The following is a 17,122-nucleotide window of genomic DNA, read 5'->3' on the forward strand; positions in this document are numbered from 1 at the left end:
GGTTGGGGGACGTGTTTGTCTGCGGGCCGGTGGGGGGCTGGTCGCGCAGTTCCCCGCGCCCCTAAAAGCGGGATTGCCGCGGAGCGGCACCTTCAGGGGCGCGGGGCTGTGACATGTGCGGCTCCGCCGCGTGGGCGCGAGCAACCGGCCACAACCCGCAGACGAATCACCGCACCTCCAGCGGTGCACTCGGAGCCGGAACCGTGGCGGCGGGGATCGGAGCGGGGGCATCCGGGCCGCGCTCGCGCGACCGGAACACCGCCGCGTACCCCGACGCCACCCCCACCAGCAGCGCCGCCCAGGCCCAAGCACCCAGCACCTGCTGCTCGTACGTCCAACGGGTCGGCTTCTGGATCGTGTAGACCCAGGAGGCGAGGACTCCGGCGAGGACGCTGTACGCGACGCCCTCCCAGAAGCCGATCGCGAAGAGCGCCGCGACCGGCCAGGCCAGGTACTGGACGCCGGACGCGGTGCTGAGCAGCAGCAGCACGCCCAGCGTGATCGCGACGGCCAGCGGCGCGCGGTCCGGGCGGCGCCAGGCGGGCCAGACGCCCGCCGCCACGCAGACCAGGACCACCACGAAGTGGCCGGGCCCGCGCAGCACCGCGATCGACTCGTTGGAGAAGCCCAGCCACTCGGCGAACTTGACGATGCCCCACAGTCGGAAGTTGCCGCCCTGGTACTCGAGGACGTTGGCCCGCAGCGCACCCGGCACGGTCGCGAGCACCGGCCCCCACACCACGAGCAGCACCGCGCCGAGCGCCGCCGAGAAGCGCGTGAACTCCCGCCGCCCGCCCCGCCAGGCAGCCACCACGAGGACGGGCAGTGCCACCACCGGCACGAACTTGACGCTGACCGACAGCGCCGCCACCACTCCGGCGGCCACCGGCTTCCGCCGGTCCGCGAGCAGCCAGGCGGCGGCGAGCGCCAGCGTCACGGCGACCGAGTCGGTGTTGCCGTGGTAGCCGGAGGCAGGGATCAGGACGGGCGAGAGCGTCACCCCGATCCCGCAGGCGACGGCCGTCCGCACCGAGCGGCGCCGCCGTACGATCTCGAACACCAGGAGCGCCGCCGCGAAGTCCGCGAGGCAGGCGGGGGTGCGGATCAGCGTGCCGAACTCGACGCCGAGGCGGGAGAGGCGGTCGAGTCCGAGCAGCATCCAGCCCGCCAGCGGCGGATGGTTGTAGACCGGCAGCCTCGGCATCGGATGCGCGTAGATCCGTACCGGCCCGACCTTCTCGATGTGCTGGGCGAAGGCCCAGAAGAAGTAGACGTCGGCGGGGCCCCGGGTGCGGGCCGCGAGCACCATCTTCGCGACGAATCCGACGGCGGCGACGGACCCGACGAGGAGCCTGCCATGCCGTACGTACCGGTTCATCCGGAATGTCTGCTCGCTCATGGCGGTCGAACGTACCAACCACCGGCCCGAATCCACCGGAGCGATCAACGCACTTTCCCGCCGGGGCCGTTGTTCCGCCTGCGGATCTTGGCCAAAAGCACCCGCCCGGAAATCACCCGTATGGTTCACCACCAGCCGTAATCCCCGGCTTCAGCTCTCGTTCACTACCTGTCCCTCGCCTCCCAGACTCCGGTGGTCCCACGTGAAAGCACTCGTCCTCTCCGGCGGCGCCGGCACCAGGCTGCGACCGATCACCCACACCTCGGCCAAACAGCTGGTGCCGGTGGCCAACAAACCGGTGCTGTTCTACGGCCTGGAGTCGATCGCGGCCGCCGGGATCACGGACGTCGGCATCATCGTCGGGGACACGGCCGAGGAGATCAGGGCGGCCGTGGGCGACGGCTCGCGGTTCGGCCTGACCGTCACCTACATCCCGCAGCACGCGCCGCTGGGCCTGGCCCACGCGGTGCTGATCGCCCGCGAGTTCCTCGGCGAGGACGACTTCGTGATGTACCTGGGCGACAACTTCGTGGTCGGCGGGATCACCGATCTCGTCGACGAGTTCCGGGCCGCGCGCCCGGACGCCCAGATCCTGCTGACCAAGGTGCCCGACCCGCGCTCCTTCGGCGTCGCGGAGCTGGACGCGGACGGGCGGGTCGCGCGCCTGGAGGAGAAGCCCGCGCACCCCAAGAGCGATCTGGCGCTCGTCGGCGTCTACCTGTTCACCCCGGCCGTGCACGAGGCCGTCCGCGCGATCACCCCCTCGGCGCGCGGCGAGCTCGAGATCACGCACGCCCTCCAGTGGCTGATCGACCGGCGGCTGAAGGTCAGTTCGACGGTGATCTCCGGCTACTGGAAGGACACCGGCAACGTCGAGGACATGCTGGAGGTCAACCGCTCGGTCCTGGAGCTGCTCACCCCCGGGCACGAGGGCTCGGTCGACGACGCCACGGAGATCATCGGGCGGGTGCGGATCGGCCGGGGCGCCACCGTGCGCGGCTCGCGGATCGTGGGCCCGGCGATCATCGGGCCGCGCACGGTCGTGGAGAACTCCTACATCGGCCCGTCCACCTCGATCGCGGAGAACTGCCGGGTGACCGACAGCGAGATCGAGTACTCGATCGTCCTCAGCGGCTCGTCGCTGCACGGCGTCGGCCGCATCGAGGCGTCCCTGATCGGCCGTGACGTGGAGATCACCCCGGCCCCGCCCACTCCGGCCGCCCACCGGCTCGTCCTCGGTGACCACAGCAAGGTACAGATCTCGGCATGACCCTTCGCATCCTCGTCACCGGCGGCGCCGGGTTCATCGGCTCGCACTACGTCCGTACGCTGCTGGGCCCCTCGGGTCCCGGCGACGTCGCGGTGACCGTCCTCGACAAGCTCACCTACGCGGGCTGCCCGGCCAGCCTCGACGAGGTGCGCGCCCACCCCGGATTCGCCTTCGTCCCGGGCGACATCTGCGACGCCCGGCTCGTCGACAAGCTGATGGGCGAGAACGACCAGGTGGTGCACTTCGCCGCCGAGTCGCACGTCGACCGCTCGATCCTGGGCGCCGCCGAGTTCGTACGAACCAATGTGCTCGGCACCCAGACCCTGCTGGACGCGGCGCTGCGGCACCGGCTCGGGCCGTTCGTCCACATCTCCACGGACGAGGTGTACGGATCGATCGACTCGGGCTCCTGGCCGGAGGAGCACCCGCTGCGGCCCAACTCCCCGTACGCCGCCTCCAAGGCCTCCGCCGACCTGGTGGCGCTCTCCTACCACCGCACCCACGGCCTGGACGTACGGGTGACGCGCTGCTCCAACAACTACGGGCACCACCAGTTCCCGGAGAAGCTGATCCCGCTGTTCGTCACCCGGCTCCTGGACGGCGGGACCGTGCCGCTGTACGGGGACGGGCTCAACGTCCGCGACTGGCTGCACATCGACGACCACGTGCGGGCCATCGAGCTGATCCGCACCGGCGGGCGCCCCGGCGAGGTCTACAACGTCGGCGGCGGCATCGAGCTCACCAACAAGGAGCTGACCGGGCTGCTCCTCGACGCGTGCGGCGCCGCGTGGGACAAGGTGGTGTACGTCGAGGACCGCAAGGGCCACGACCGGCGCTACTCGGTCGACTGCGCCAAGATCCGCGCCGAGCTGGGCTACGCCCCGCGTAAGGACTTCACCGAGGGCCTCGCGGAGACCGTCACCTGGTACCGCGAGAACCGCGACTGGTGGGAGCCGCTGCGCCGGAAGGCCGCCCTGTGAGCGCGAGTTGGCTGGTCACGGGCGCGGGCGGGATGCTCGGCCGGGACGTGATGGCCCGGCTCGCGGGCCGCGACGCGCTCGGGCTCGACCGCTCGGCGCTCGATCTGACGGACGCGGCGGCGGTGGCCGCGACGGTGGCGGGCGCCCGCCCGGACGTCGTCGTCAACTGCGCCGCCTGGACGGCCGTCGACGACGCCGAGACCCGTGAGGGCGAGGCGCTGCGGATCAACGGCGGGGGCGCGTCCCATCTGGCGCGCGCCTGCGCCCGCGCCGGGGCGGTGCTGCTGCACGTCTCCACCGACTACGTCTTCGCGGGCGACGCCACCGCCCCGTACCCGGAGAACGCCCCGCCGGGCCCGCGCACCGCGTACGGCCGCACCAAGCTGGCGGGCGAACGGGCGGTCCGCGCGCTGCTCCCGCGCACCGGCCATGTGGTGCGGACCGCCTGGCTGTACGGGGCGGGGGGCGCCAATTTCGTACGGACCATGATCCGCCTGGAGTCGGCGCGCGAGCACCTGGACGTGGTGGACGACCAGCGCGGCCAGCCCACCTGGACCGCCGACCTGGCCGACCGCCTGGTCCACCTCGGCGAGGCGGCCCTCGCCGGGACCGCCCCCGCCGGCTACTGGCACGGCACCAGCGCGGGCCACGGCACCTGGTGCGAACTGGCCCGCGAGACGTTCCGCCTCCTGGGCGCGGACCCGGAACGGGTACGGGCGACGACGAGCGCGTCCTACCCACGACCGGCGCCGAGACCGGCGTACAGCGTGCTGGGGCATGCCCGGTGGCAAGAGGCGGGCCTTGAATCGATCAGGGGCTGGCAGGAGGCCCTGGCGGAGGCGCTGCCGGAGTTGATCGCGTCCGAGAAGGGGCGCGCTTAAGGGGCGCGGGGCCGTGACATGTGCGGCTCCGCCGCGTGGGCTCGACCAGCCCCCCACGGGACGAAACGTCACGGCTGAGCCGGAATCAAGGCGGCCCGCTGCCGCGCGTACCAGGCCGTACAGGCGGAGTACGACGGCAACAACCCCCGCTCCTCCGCCTCCGCGAGGCAAATGGCACTGGAATCCTTTGGCGAAAGCAGCGGCGTGAGGTGGGTCGGCCACTCGATGGCCAGATCGGGGTCGAGGGGGTGGATGCCGTGCTCCCGGGCGGGCGCGTACCCCTCCGAGCACAGGTAGACCACCGTCGCATCCTCCGTGAGCGCCAGGAACGCGTGCCCGAGCCCCTCGGCGATGTGGACGGCCCGGTGGTCGCGGTCGTCGAGCAGCACCTGCTCCCAGCGCTTGAAGGTGGGCGATCCGGTCCGCAGGTCCACCACCACGTCCAGGACCGCCCCGCGCACGCACTTGACGTACTTCGCCTGGCCGGGCGGCACGTCCGCGAAGTGGACGCCGCGCAGGGTGCCGCGCGCCGACACCGAGCAGTTGGCCTGCGCGAGGCCGAGTCCGTGGCCGGTGGCGGCCGCGAACCGGTCGCCCTTGAACCACTCGTGAAAGCTGCCCCGGCTGTCCAGGAACACCTGCGGCTCGACGACCCAGGCGCCCTCGATGCTCAACTCCCGCACGGATCGGCCCCCTTGGTGGGCGCTGCCTCAGAAACAGGTGTTGCTTGGGAGGCAGGTGCTGCTTTGGAGACGGTGAGGACCAGGTGGTCCTGGCCCTGGCGCCGCACGCCGACGTCCCGTCCGGCGATCGTGCGCGGGGCGGGGAGGGTCGGACGGGCGGCGGCCGGGATGCGGACGGGGGCCTCGCCCAGGGACACCTGCCACTCCCCCTCCCCGATCAGCGTCAGCGCCTCGTACGCCGACTCGACCCGGAAGCGGCCGTCCGCACACCGGACCGGCAGCTCGACCTCTTCCTCCTCGGCCCCGGTGCGGCGCAACTGCAGCGGGACGGTCGGGCCGCCTCCGTAAAGCCCTTGCAAGACCAGCGAGTTGTCGGTCCAGGTCACGCTCTCGGTGTACGCGTGGGGCAGCTGGTCGGTGAGGACGGCGTTGCCCCAGGCGCTCACGGTGAAGGCCAGTTCGCGGCCCCCGGGGACGGCGTGGCGGCCGAGTGGCAGACCGGGGGGCGCGGCGACGGGGAGCCGTTTGCCATCCGGCTTGACCAGCTGGACGCTGTACGCGTCGGCGGGCCGGGACTCGCCGTGCGGCGCCCTGACCGGGCCCCGGCCGCGTACGGCGGCGAGCTCGTCGAGGGGCACCTCGGCGGTGAACCGTTCGCCGTCGCGCGCGAGGGGGACCTGGATCGCCGCTTCCGAGTGCCAGTGGCCGAGCCGCAGCGCGCTCGCGCGGCTGTGGGTCTCGCCGGTGAGCGTGAGCACGCCGTCGTGGCAGTCGTGGCCGGTCAGCCAGGTCTGGACGCGCTCGGCGTTCAGCTGGAGGCGGCCGCCCGCGAAGACCGGGACGATCCTGGTGTGCTCGTCGAGGTAGTGCACCTCCAGTTGCGCGCCCCCGTCCGCGACCCCGCCCCGGCGCGCGACCCCGTGGCCGAGCACGCCGCTGTGGCCGAGCACCCCGAGGACCAGCTTCCAGGTGGTGGTGGCGGACTCGGTGAGCAGTCGGGCCGGGTCGACGGCGAGCTCGAAGCCCGCCCAGTCGTAGCCGTGCAGCTGCTGGCCCGAACGGGCCGTGATGGCGGGGTCGTTGACCCGCTTCAGCCGCAGCGGCAGGGCGCGCCGGTCGGGGGTGCGCAGCCAGGCGGCCTTCAGCGCGTGCCGCCGGGCCCGGGCCGGGAGGTTGCGGATGTAGCCGTACCCGGTGAGGCGGAGCGTTCCGTCGCGCCACTCGGCGCCGGTGAGCCGGGCCTCAAGGGGCAGGTCGCCGGGAGCGAGGGCGCGGACCTCGCGCGGGAGGGGCGCGGTGAGCGGCGGATACTCGGCGGTGCGCCGGCGCAGGCCGCGCACCCGGTGCGTACGGGGGTTGCGGCGCTCGAACTCCAGCAGGCCGACCAGCTCTTCTAGGCGCCGCTCGCGGGCCAGGTGCCACTTCACCCGGTGGTGCAGCGGCAGCCCGGCGAGCACCTCGGGGTCCACCTGCGCGGCGAACTCCCCCGCGTGCTCGAGAAACGCCTCCCGGTAGGCCGCGTCGCCCTCCGGCAGGACCTGCATGAAGTACCAGAGGTCCTCGCACAGCACCGACTCGTCGTAACGTTTCTTGTGCTCGGGCGTCCCCGCGAGCCCCCGGCTGACGCCGAGCACCACCGCCGTACGGTCCGCCACGCCGCGCACGACCGCCCGCCTGTTGGTGATCGAACTGTCCCTGAAGCGCCAGTAGTAGACGGCGTCCTGGAGGACGTCGACCGAGCGGGCGGCGAAGTGCGCGGGCAGGACGACGGGAATGTCCTCGTACAGCACCCCTTCGGGGAAGGCGAAGGAGTGCGCGTCCCAGAAGGTCCGCCGGAACACCTTGTTGCAGGCGATCCGGTCCAGGAGCAGCGACCAGTCCTTGGTGACGTGGGTGGCGGGGCGGGTGGAGCGCATCGGCTTGGTGAAGAGCGGGTGCTGCTGGAGGCGGCCGCCGCCGGTCAGCCGCAGGACGTTGCCGGACGCGAAGTCGGAGCCGGACTTGTCGAGCGCGCCGGTCAGCAACTCGAAGGCGCGCGAGGGCAGTACGTCGTCGCTGTCGACGAAGGCGAGGTACTCGGTCCCGGGCGCGGTGTGCTCGACGCCGGTGTTGCGGGCCGCGCCGAGGCCGCCGTTCTCCCTGCCGACCACCCTGAACCGGTCGTCCCGCGCGGCGAACTCACGGGCGATACGGGGGCTGTCGTCGGTGGAGCCGTCGTCGACGAGGACGACGTCCAGGTCCTTGAGGCTCTGCCGGGCCAATGACTCCAGACACGCGTCCAGATGCTCCTCGACGTTGTGGACGGGGACGACGACGCTGAGGCGGGGTGTCGGGGACGTCAGGGGCGTCATACGGGGAGCACCTTCCTGCGGCGGACGGGGGCGCGTCCCGCCCCCACGCGTGCTCAACCCCCGAACGCGGGGGCGGTCACCTCAGCCCGTCCATCCGGGTGACGGTCCCTCGTTCAGGAAGAGGCGGCGCACGACCCGTTCCGCCGCGTGCCCGTCGTCGTACGGGCAGAACCGCGCCCGGAACGCCGCCCGCAGCTTCCCGCTCGCCTCCGACTCCCAGCCGCCGTCCCGGAACAGCCCGATCAGCTCGTCGTCGCTGGTGGAGACGGCACCCGGGGTGTCGCCGGGACGCCCCGAGAGCAGATCGAAGTACGTGCCACGGGTGGCTCTGTACTCCTCCCAGTCCGGGGCGTGCACGACGATCGGGCGATCGAGGCAGGCGTAGTCGAAGAGCAGCGACGAATAGTCGGTGATCAACACGTCCGAGGCGAGGCAGAGGTCCTCGACGCGGGGGTGCGCGGTGACGTCGACGACGCGGGGGTGGGCTGCGGCGAGCCCCGCGGAGATCCCGTGGAAGTAGTGGGCCCGAACAAGCAGGACGTAATCCTCTTCCTCACCGATCTCGCGAACGAACCGCGCGAGGTCGAGCGGCGGGGAGAACCGGCTGGCCCCGCCGTCCCGGTGGGTCGGGGCATAGAGGAGGACGCGACTGCCGGGCGCGATACCGAGGGTGGCGCGGATGGCGGCGATGTCGTCCGAAGTGGCGTTGAAGTACCGGTCGTTACGCGGCTGCCCGAGAGGCAGATGCTCGTACGAGCCGCCCGGGTAGACCCGCCCCCAGACCTCGGCCGCGTGGGGGTTGGCGGCGAGGCTGAAGTCCCACTGGCGAACGTGCGCGAGAACCTTCTCGAAGTCCATGCCACGGGCGGAGTCCGGATAACGACGCTGGTCCAGCCCCATGGACTTGAGCGGGGTCCCGTGATGGGTCTGCAGATAGACCTGCCCGGCACGCTTGCGGAACCCGCCCGGGAAGCTGGAGTTGTTGACGAGGTACGTGGCGGTCGCCATGACCCGCCAGTACGCCCGCGACCCGGCGACGACATACTCCACGCCGCCCGGCACTCGCTCGGCATGCCGACTCCCCACCACCCACACATGCCGCAACCGAGGCACGACCTCCAACGCCTTGGCGTGAATGGCAGCGGGATTACAGGCGACGCCCCGATTCCAGTAAGCCCCGTGGACGACGAGGTCGGGGTCGAGGGGGCGACGAAGGTGGACGCGATAGAGGAGGCGGAGGACACGGGCCCGAATGCGCGTCTTGACCCGCGGCCCCAAATCCCGACCCATGCTTCCGCCTTCCTGCCGCCGCCGCGTGGGCAAGCGTGCCGCTCCCGCGCTGCCACTGCGGGCCGACGCGCCGCTCCCCCCTCCCGCCGCCGCTGTGGGGCACGCGCGCCCTCTCCCCCGCCGCTGTGGGCAATCGTGCCGCTAAGGGCTGGGGGTCCCCCTGCTCCTTAAGAGCTTGGGGGAGGGTGGGCACACGGCACCCCGTCCCCGGGCACCTTCGCACCACGCCCGGCCCGCACCCCGCCCGCCTCAGGCCGCGCGCCGCCCCCACACGACCGTCACCCGATCGGGCCCCCCTCGGTAACCCGTACAGAACCCCCGTGTTGACCGGGCGTGAACCCACCACACCAAATTCCCCCGGAAGCGCCGGCACCGCACGTGCCACACCCCCACGCACCCCCAAGGCTCAGCATCGTCGTCCCCATCCACAACGTCGCCCCCTACCTGGAGGAATGCCTCACCTCCCTGGCCACCCAGACGATGACCGCCCTCGACATCGTCCTGATCGATGACGGTTCCACGGACGACAGCCCCCGCATCGCCAAAGAGTTCACCCGCCAAGACCCCCGCTTCCGTTACGTACGACAGCCCAACGCCGGCCTGAGCGCAGCCCGCAACACGGGCATCGCCCACACCACCCCCGGCACCGAATACCTCGCCTTCGCCGACAGCGACGACGTCCTGGCACCCCACGCCTACGCCCGCCTCACCGCCTCCCTCGACGCCTCCGGCTCCGACTTCGCCTCCGGCAACGTGTGGCGCCTGGACCCGGGCGGACGGCGCCAGGCCTGGCAGTACCGCTGGCTCACCGCCGACCGGATCGGCACCCACATCACCCGCGACCCCCGCCTCCACACCGACCGCGTCGCCTGGAACAAGGTCTTCCGCCGCTCGTTCTGGGACCGCCACGGATTCACCTATCCCGTGGGCAGGTTGTACGAAGACGCCCCGGTGGTGATCCCGGCGCACTACCTCGCCGACGCCGTGGACGTCCTCCACGAGCACGTCTACTACTGGCGGGTGCGCGAGGGCTCGATCACCCGGCTGCGCACCGACGTCCGGGGTGTACGCGACCGGATCGCCGCGTGCGAGGACGTCAGCGGGTTCCTGGCCGGGGCCAGGCCGGATCAGCGGCGGCACTACGACACCTCCTGTCTGCGGGACGACTTCGTCTACTTCCTGGAGGGCCTGCCGATGGGCGGGCCCGCCTACCGGGCGGCGTTCATGACCGGCGCCCGGGCGTTCCTGGAGCGCGCGGGCACGGACGCCACCCGTGACCTGCCGCCCGACCTGCGGGTCAAGTGGCAGCTGGTGCGGGAGGACCGGCTCGCGGAGCTGGTCGAGCTGCTGGCCTTCGAGCAGGCCAACGGGGTGGGTACCTACGCGGTGCGGGGCGGCCGCGTCTCGTACCCGGGAGTCGGAGCGGTGACGGGCCGCGCCGCCCGGGTGCGACGCGGTGAACTATCGGTGGTGGCCCGGCTGTCGGCGGTGGAGCGGCAGCCGGACGGAACCCTGCGCCTGACCGGCTTCGCGTACGTACGCAACGCCGGTCCGGGCAGGCTGGTGCTCGCGCTGGCCCAGGAGCACGGCACCCGCCGACTGCGCCGTTTCCCGACCCGCACCATCAGCCTGCCACTCGCCACTGACAACGCCGCCCAGGAGCTCCACGACTACGACCGCTCGGGCTTCGAGACGACCCTCGACCCGGCCCGCCTCGGCGAGGGCGAGTGGACGGTGGGCGTGGTCCTCGCCGGAACCGGCGCTCGCGGCGGCACGCTCCGCCGGGCCGCCCTCCGCCCCCTCGGCCGCTCCGAGGACCAGCCCCGGGTGTGCGAACTGACCGACGCGAAACGGCTGGTGGCGGCGTACCGGGAGGGCCGACTGGTGCTGTCGGTGCGGCGGTACGGGGCGCGGGTGGAGGCACATCGGGTCGTCGCGGCGGACGAGGCGGAGACGCACGGGGCCGAGGCGGACGAGGGCATCACGGGGCGCGCGGGAACGGACGGGGGCGCGGGAGCACGTAGGGGCGCGGGAACAGGTGGATGCGCGGGGACGGGCGGGCGCGCGAGGGCGGGCGCGCCCCCCGCCCCCGTCACCATCGAGCTCCTGGGCCGCCTCCACACCCCCGCCCCGCACCCCACCCACCTCGTCCTGCACCACCCGCCCTCCGGCACGGAGTTCAGCCTCCCCGTGCGGGAGCAGGGGGACCGGTTCGCCGTGCGGATGCCGCTCGCCGCGCTCACCGACGTGCCGCCCGCCCCCCACACCGCGCCCCGGGGCGTGGAACCCCCGGACACGGACCGCTGGGAGGTCCGGTTCCGGTACCCCGACGGCAGTCTCGGCGCGGTCCCGGCCGTGTTGGACCTGGCGCCCGGGCCCGGCCTCGACCGGCTGTGCCTGCGCGCGGACTCGGCCGGGAACCTGGTGGTCGAGCTCACCCGGCGGCCGCTCGTGGACACGGTCGCCTGGGCCGTCGACGGCAGCCTGACCGTGGCGGGGACCTGGGGCGCGGAGGCCAACGAAACCGGCGCCCGCCTGGTGCTTCGCCACATCGTCCTGCGCGAGGAGGTCACCGTGCCGGTCACCAGGGACGGCGTGCGCTTCCGGGCCACCGTGCCTGCGGAGGTGACGGGCTCCCTGACCGAGGGCCGCTGGTCCACACTTCTGGGTGATGTTCCGGTACGCCTGCTGACGTCGGCCGGAGCCGACCTCCCCCGCCATCACACCCTCGCCGGGCGCCGGTTCACCGCGGGCCGCCGCCACGGCGACCGGCTGGAGCTCGTCGCCGGGTCCCCCCTCGCCGAGGCCGAGCGCGGGGCGTACCGGCAGCGCGGGCTGCGGACCGCGTACTACCCGGACCACCGCCGCCACGGCCCGCTGAGCGACACGGTCCTGTTCGCGGGCGGCGACTCCCCGCGCGCGGTGCTGGCCGAACTGGTTAGCCGGGACAGCGGGTTGACCCCGCTGTGGGTCACCGGCGAGCGGTGGCGCGCGGCCCCGCCCGGCGCCGAGCCCGTCGAGCCGTACAGCCGTGGCTGGTACGAGGCGCTGGCGACCGCCCGGCACATCGTCACCGACGACCAGCTGCCCGAGTGGTTCGAGCGGCGGCCCGGGCAGACCGTCGTGCAGACCTGGCACGGCACCCCGCTCGGCCGCATCGGCACCGATCTGACCGGCACCTCGCACGCCGACCACCGCCGCATCGAGGCACTGCCGCGCCTGGCCCACCAGTGGTCGCTCCTGGTGTCGCCGAGCCGGTGGGCCACACCGGTGCTGCGCCGGGCGCTCGCGTACGAAGGCGAGGTGCTGGAGGCGGGCAACCCGGCCAACGACCCGCTCCTCGCCCCCGACCGGGACCGCGTCCGCGCCCAGGTGCGCGCCGCCCTCGGCGCGGGCCCCGACGCGCGCGTGGTGCTCCACGCGCCCACCTACCGCACCCACCTCCCCCTCGGCCCCCGCCACCCCGGCCTCCACCGGCTCGACCCGGCCGGGCTCGACCTCGTCGAGCTGGAGCGCAAGCTCGGGGAGGACCACCTGCTCCTGGTGCGGCGCCACGCGCGCGTAGCGGGAGCCCCGCGCGGCGGCCGCGACGTCTCGGCGCACCCCACGACGTCCGGGCTGCTGCTGGCCGCCGACGTCCTGGTCACCGACTACTCCGGGCTGATCTGCGGTTTCGCCCACACCGGCCGCCCGATGCTCTTCCACACGTACGACCTCGCCCACTACCGCGACACCGCGCGCGGCTTCTACGCCGACTTCGAGGCGCTGGCCCCCGGCCCGCTGCTGGCGGACACCGGCGCCGTGGCGGAGGCGCTGCGGGAACCGGAGTCGGCCGCCTCGGCCCACGCGGGCGCGTACGCCGCCTTCCGCACCGCGTTCTGCGACCTCGACGACGGCCGGGCGGCGGCCCGCGTCGTCGACCGGCTGACGGGCTGCTGATCGGGTGATCGACGCGGGATGCCGGGACAGATGCGGACCCCCACGGAACCGATGACCTGTGCGCACGTTTCCCCCCACCGGCCCCGCCCGGCTCCCGGCGCCCCGGCGCGCGGCCGTCCGCCCCGCCGACGCGCCGCCCCCGGGCCCCGCCTGGCGCGTCACGCCGTACTTCGTGCTCGGCGGGGTGTTCTGGCTGGTGATATCGGCGGCGGCCTGGCGGGTGCCGATGTGCTGCGACCTCGGCACGCACGCCGCCGTGGTGGAACGGCTCAAGGCCGATCTGCTCAATCCCGCCCATCCGATGGCCGACCTGCCGGGCGCGGGCAGCCCGTACTACTCGCCGTACTCGGTGGTCCAGGGCCTGTTCGCCCAGCTCACCGAGTTGCCCGGCCGCCTGGTGGTGCGGCTGTTCGGACCGGTCAACCTGCTGGTGCTGATCACCGGACTCGGCCGTTTCACCCGGCTGTTCTCCACGCGCGCGTGGGCGCCGGTGTTCGCGCTGGTCTTCTCGGCGGTGCTGTGGGGCACCGCCGTGACATGGTGGAGCGGGTTCCTCGGCCTGCTGTCGATGACCGGCACGCTGTCCTATCCGAGCACGTTCGCCATCGGACTCACCTTTCACATCTGGGCCCTGACGGGCCGTCTGACGGAACGTTCTTCCCGTACGCCCCGGTGGCGTGCGGCCCCGTTGGAGTACGCCGCGCTCGGCGTACTCACCGGCGTGGTCGTCCTCGTCCACCCGATCACCGCGATCGGCGCGGTGCTCGGCACGGCCGGGCTCGCCGTCGCGCGGAAGGGGGCGTGGAGCCGCGCGGCGGCCGTCCACTGGGCGCTGGCGGGGGCGGGCGCGCTGGCGGTGACGGTGACCTGGCCGTACTGCGACATCTTCACCCTCGTCGGCGACACCGGCATCGATTCCATGCACAGGGCCCTGTATGAAGATCTGACCGGCCGTTACTGGCTGGCGGCCCTGCTCGGCGGGCCCGCCCTGCTGCTGCGGCTGCGCCGCGACCGACGCGATCCGCTGGCCCTGATGACGCTGCTGTTCTGGCTGGTCGTCCTGTACGGCTGGGCCAGCGGCCACTACACGTACGGTCGGCTCCTCGCGGTCGCCCCGGTCCCCGCGCAGGTCGCGCTCGCCGTCGAGCTGGCCCGGCCGCGCCCCTGGTCCACGGCCCGCCGCGCGCTGGCCCCGCTCGCGGCCGCCGGGGCGTGCCTGGGGTTCGTCTCGGCCCAGGCCGGGGCGGTGGCGCCGAGCCTGGGCGTGCGGGGCGTCGAGCGCCCGCCGCACTGGGACACGTACGGCTGGGCCGCCCAGCACATCCCGCCCGGCGAGACGGTCCTGGCGGACGACTACTACGTAGTGCGTTCACTGCCCGGGTACGGGCCCTTCCTGGTGGCCCCGGTCTGGCCCGACCCGGCGCTCGCGGAGCCCGAACGGCTGCGCCGCAAGGCGGCCGTGAAGCGCTATCTGTCCCCGTCGACGCCCCGCCACGCGCGCGCGGCCATCGCCCGCCGCTACGGCGTCCACTGGCTGCTGCTCACCCCCGAGGAGCGCCTCCCCGAGGAGGCCGTGGTGGTCGCGTTCAGCCCGCACAGCGGCGAGGTGCTGGCGAGGGTCGAGTACGGGACGGGGTGACGGGCGGGGGCCTGGGGCGACCCTCCGTACGCCGAGAACGCGCGCGCCCCTACGTACGTAGTACGTAGTGAACGCCCGGCCCCGTCAATCAGCCCGTCGCCTTCAGGGCCGCCACCGCCGACGTGGCCAGATCGTCCAGGTACCCCTTCGGCAGGTCGCCCCGGACCACCACGAGCCGCCAGTACAGCGGGCCGACGATCAGGTCGAGCGCCCGGTCCGGGTCGGCGCCCTCGGAGAGCTCGCCGCGCTCCACCGCCTCGCGCACGACGACCGCAGCGACGCCCTTCTGGCCGTCGAGCAGCGCCTTCTTGATGGCGTCGGCGATCTCCGGGTGGCGGACGGACTCGACGAGCAGGTCCGGGATCACCTGGGAGGCGACCGGGTGGCGCAGGGCGAGCGAGGCCACCGCGAGCAGCGCCCGGATGTCCCCGTACAGCGAGCCCGTGTGGGGCACCGGAAGGCCCTGTGCGGCGAAGGCGGACACCAGGTCGAGGACCAGGCTCAGCTTGGACTTCCAGCGCCGGTAGACGGCCGTCTTGCCCACTCCGGCGCGGCGCGCGATGCCCTCGATCGACATCCGGGCGAAGCCGACCGCCGCCAGCTCCTCGAACACGGCCTTGCGGATGGCCTCGGTCACGTCCGAGCGCAGCACGGCGGCGCCGGCCGGGGCGCGGCGCTGGGGTTCGGCGGGGGCCGGGGCGTCCGAGTTGGTCATGTCTTGAGCATAGCGATACGACGAGACGGTTGCGTTGCGACGTCATCACGTCCTACCCTCACCGTTACGACGATACGGTCCCGTCCCGTCGTAACCCCGGGTTCACCGCCCGGCCACTTCCCGGCCCCGAACACCGCGTCCCCGCCAAGACCGACCGCCCGCGAAGCCACGTCGAAAGCGATCGTTGTGAGCCAGACCGCAGCACCGCCGGCCCCGCCGGCCCCCGCGCAGGACACCCGGCCCGTCGACCCCGACCAGGGCCTGGACGCCGCCGAACTGGCCGCCAAGTACGGCCTGACCGTCAGCGGCGCCCGGCCGTCCCTGAAGGAGTACGTCCAGCAGCTCTGGGAGCGCCGCCACTTCATCTCGGCGTTCGCCACCGCCAAGCTCACCGCGCAGTACAGCGAGGCGAAGCTGGGCCAGATCTGGCAGCTGATGACCCCGCTGCTCAACGCGACGGTCTACTACTTCATCTTCGGCGTCCTGATGGGCACCAAGCAGGGCGTCCCGGACTACATCCCGTTCCTGGTCACCGGCGTCTTCATCTGGACCTTCACCGCCAACTCGATCATGTCGGGCACGCGCGCGATCACCGGCAACATGGGCCTGGTGCGCGCCCTGCACTTCCCGCGCGCGTCCCTGCCCATCGCGCTCGCGCTCCAGCAGCTCCAGCAGCTGCTCTTCTCCATCGCCGCGCTCGCGATGATCCTGGTCGCCGTCGGCGTCTACCCGGCGGTGTCCTGGCTGATCGCCGTTCCCGCGCTGGTCCTGCAGGCCATGTTCAACACCGGTCTGTCGCTCGCGATGGCCCGGGTCGCCAGCAAGACCCCGGACGTCTCGCAGCTGATGCCGTTCGTGCTGCGCACCTGGATGTACGTCTCGGGCGTCATGTGGAGCCTGCCGCAGCTGATGACCCGCAGCTCGCTGCCGCACGGCCTGGTGAAGGTCCTCCAGTACAACCCGGCCGCCGTCTACATCGACCTGATGCGCTTCGCGCTGATCCACAGCTTCAAGGCGAAGCAGCTCCCGCCGCACGTCTGGGCGGTCGCGGGCGGCTGGGCGGTCCTCGCCCTGGTCGCCGGGTTCATCTACTTCTGGAAGGCAGAGGAGAAGTACGGCCGTGGCTGACAGCACTCCCACCGTGATCACCACCTCTACGAAGACCGGCGCCCCCACCGTGATCGCCGACGACGTCCACGTCGTCTACAAGGTCAACGGCGGCTCCACCAAGGGCAGGGGCAGCGCGACCTCCGCGCTCAGCCGGATCGCCTCCCGCAAGGCCACCCCGGGCATCCGCGAGGTGCACGCCGTCAAGGGCGTCAGCTTCGTCGCCCGCAAGGGTGAGGCGATCGGCCTGATCGGCTCCAACGGCTCGGGCAAGTCCACCCTCCTGAAGGCCGTCGCGGGGCTGCTCCCGACCGCCAAGGGGCGGATCTTCACCCAGGGCCAGCCCTCCCTGCTCGGCGTCAACGCGGCACTGATGAACGACCTCACCGGCGAGCGCAACGTCACCCTGGGCGGGCTCGCCATGGGCATGTCCCGCGAGGAGGTCCGGGACCGCTACGACGACATCGTCGAGTTCTCCGGGATCAACGAGAAGGGCGACTTCATCTCGCTCCCGATGCGGACGTACTCCTCCGGCATGGGCGCCCGGCTGCGGTTCTCCATCGCCGCCGCCAAGTCCCACGACGTGCTCCTCATCGACGAGGCGCTCTCCACCGGCGACGCCCGCTTCCAGCGGCGCAGCCAGGAGCGGATCGAGGAGCTGCGCGCCGAGGCGGGCACGGTCTTCCTGGTCAGCCACAGCAACGGCACCATCAAGCAGACCTGCGACCGGGCCATCTGGCTGGAGTCGGGGATCCTGCGGATGGACGGCCCGGCCGAGGAAGTCGTCGCCGCGTACGAGGAATACACCAAGAAGAAATAGGGCCAACCCCGCAAAACCAGTACGAATAAACACCTCAAACCGGTCTAA

At 72.7% G+C, this 17,122-nt stretch carries 12 protein-coding genes; 7 read left to right on the forward strand and 5 right to left on the reverse strand.

Going from position 1 to position 17,122, the window contains the following annotated elements; all coding sequences use genetic code 11:
* Positions 1-166: 166 nt before the first annotated feature.
* Positions 167-1,399: a glycosyltransferase 87 family protein gene (locus tag IE252_RS25930; protein WP_229848790.1), complete on the reverse strand. Its 1,233-nt coding sequence runs from the start codon at positions 1,397-1,399 to the stop codon at positions 167-169.
* Between the two features lie 202 nt (positions 1,400-1,601).
* On the opposite strand from IE252_RS25930, the gene IE252_RS25935 reads away from it, so the two are divergent.
* From IE252_RS25935 to rfbD, 3 genes are read left to right on the forward strand one after another with little or no spacing between them, the layout of a single operon-like run.
* Positions 1,602-2,669 carry a glucose-1-phosphate thymidylyltransferase gene (locus tag IE252_RS25935; RefSeq protein WP_190091872.1) on the forward strand — a complete coding sequence of 356 codons (1,068 nt, stop codon included), beginning with the start codon at positions 1,602-1,604 and terminating at the stop codon, positions 2,667-2,669.
* Positions 2,666-3,649, forward strand: coding sequence for a dTDP-glucose 4,6-dehydratase (rfbB, locus tag IE252_RS25940; protein WP_190091873.1), 984 nt, complete (start codon positions 2,666-2,668; stop codon positions 3,647-3,649). The genes IE252_RS25935 and rfbB overlap by 4 nt, the downstream gene beginning before the upstream one ends.
* Positions 3,646-4,530 (forward strand): dTDP-4-dehydrorhamnose reductase, encoded by an 885-nt coding sequence (gene rfbD, locus IE252_RS25945; protein WP_190091874.1) that lies wholly within the window; start codon positions 3,646-3,648, stop codon positions 4,528-4,530. The genes rfbB and rfbD overlap by 4 nt, the downstream gene beginning before the upstream one ends.
* Positions 4,531-4,598: 68 nt before the next feature.
* On the opposite strand, the gene rfbC is transcribed toward rfbD, so the two are convergent.
* The 3 genes from rfbC to IE252_RS25960 all read right to left on the reverse strand — a co-directional run bounded on the left by rfbC (position 4,599) and on the right by IE252_RS25960 (position 8,854).
* The gene (gene rfbC / locus IE252_RS25950; RefSeq protein ID WP_190091875.1) at positions 4,599-5,213 is read right to left on the reverse strand and encodes a dTDP-4-dehydrorhamnose 3,5-epimerase; all 615 of its coding nucleotides are present in this window, start codon (positions 5,211-5,213) and stop codon (positions 4,599-4,601) included.
* On the reverse strand, positions 5,201-7,564 hold the full coding sequence (locus IE252_RS25955) for a glycosyltransferase family 2 protein (protein WP_190091876.1): 2,364 nt from the start codon (positions 7,562-7,564) through the stop codon (positions 5,201-5,203). Before IE252_RS25955 ends, rfbC begins: the two co-directional genes overlap by 13 nt.
* Positions 7,565-7,645: 81 nt before the next feature.
* The gene (locus IE252_RS25960; protein WP_190091916.1) at positions 7,646-8,854 is read right to left on the reverse strand and encodes a CDP-glycerol glycerophosphotransferase family protein; all 1,209 of its coding nucleotides are present in this window, start codon (positions 8,852-8,854) and stop codon (positions 7,646-7,648) included.
* A gap of 378 nt (positions 8,855-9,232) precedes the next feature.
* On the opposite strand from IE252_RS25960, the gene IE252_RS25965 reads away from it, so the two are divergent.
* Complete coding sequence (locus IE252_RS25965; protein WP_229848791.1) at positions 9,233-12,793, forward strand: bifunctional glycosyltransferase/CDP-glycerol:glycerophosphate glycerophosphotransferase; 3,561 nt, start codon at positions 9,233-9,235, stop codon at positions 12,791-12,793.
* A gap of 58 nt (positions 12,794-12,851) precedes the next feature.
* Positions 12,852-14,432, forward strand: coding sequence for a hypothetical protein (locus tag IE252_RS25970; RefSeq protein ID WP_373298613.1), 1,581 nt, complete (start codon positions 12,852-12,854; stop codon positions 14,430-14,432).
* Positions 14,433-14,520: 88 nt separating this feature from the next.
* Here the strand turns inward: IE252_RS25970 and IE252_RS25975 are convergent, their stop codons facing one another.
* On the reverse strand, positions 14,521-15,147 hold the full coding sequence (locus IE252_RS25975) for a TetR/AcrR family transcriptional regulator (protein WP_190091877.1): 627 nt from the start codon (positions 15,145-15,147) through the stop codon (positions 14,521-14,523).
* Between the two features lie 186 nt (positions 15,148-15,333).
* Here IE252_RS25975 and IE252_RS25980 point away from each other — a divergent pair, with 186 nt between their 5' ends.
* Entirely contained in the window at positions 15,334-16,275 is a 942-nt protein-coding gene (locus IE252_RS25980; protein WP_373298614.1) for an ABC transporter permease, read from the forward strand.
* Positions 16,268-17,074: an ABC transporter ATP-binding protein gene (locus IE252_RS25985; RefSeq protein ID WP_229848792.1), complete on the forward strand. Its 807-nt coding sequence runs from the start codon at positions 16,268-16,270 to the stop codon at positions 17,072-17,074. The genes IE252_RS25980 and IE252_RS25985 overlap by 8 nt, the downstream gene beginning before the upstream one ends.
* Positions 17,075-17,122 lie beyond the last annotated feature (48 nt).

Source organism: Streptomyces melanogenes (assembly GCF_014649795.1).
In the GTDB taxonomy this organism is placed as follows: domain Bacteria; phylum Actinomycetota; class Actinomycetes; order Streptomycetales; family Streptomycetaceae; genus Streptomyces; species Streptomyces noboritoensis.

Bases quoted from the DNA above. Each gene is read 5' to 3' on its own strand.
- IE252_RS25930 (WP_229848790.1), bottom strand. From the start codon at position 1,399: ATGAGCGAGCAGACATTCCGGATGAACCGGTACGTACGGCATGGCAGG.
- rfbB (WP_190091873.1), top strand. From the start codon at position 2,666: ATGACCCTTCGCATCCTCGTCACCGGCGGCGCCGGGTTCATCGGCTCG.
- IE252_RS25955 (WP_190091876.1), bottom strand. From the start codon at position 7,564: ATGACGCCCCTGACGTCCCCGACACCCCGCCTCAGCGTCGTCGTCCCC.
- IE252_RS25960 (WP_190091916.1), bottom strand. From the start codon at position 8,854: ATGGGTCGGGATTTGGGGCCGCGGGTCAAGACGCGCATTCGGGCCCGT.
- IE252_RS25975 (WP_190091877.1), bottom strand. From the start codon at position 15,147: ATGACCAACTCGGACGCCCCGGCCCCCGCCGAACCCCAGCGCCGCGCC.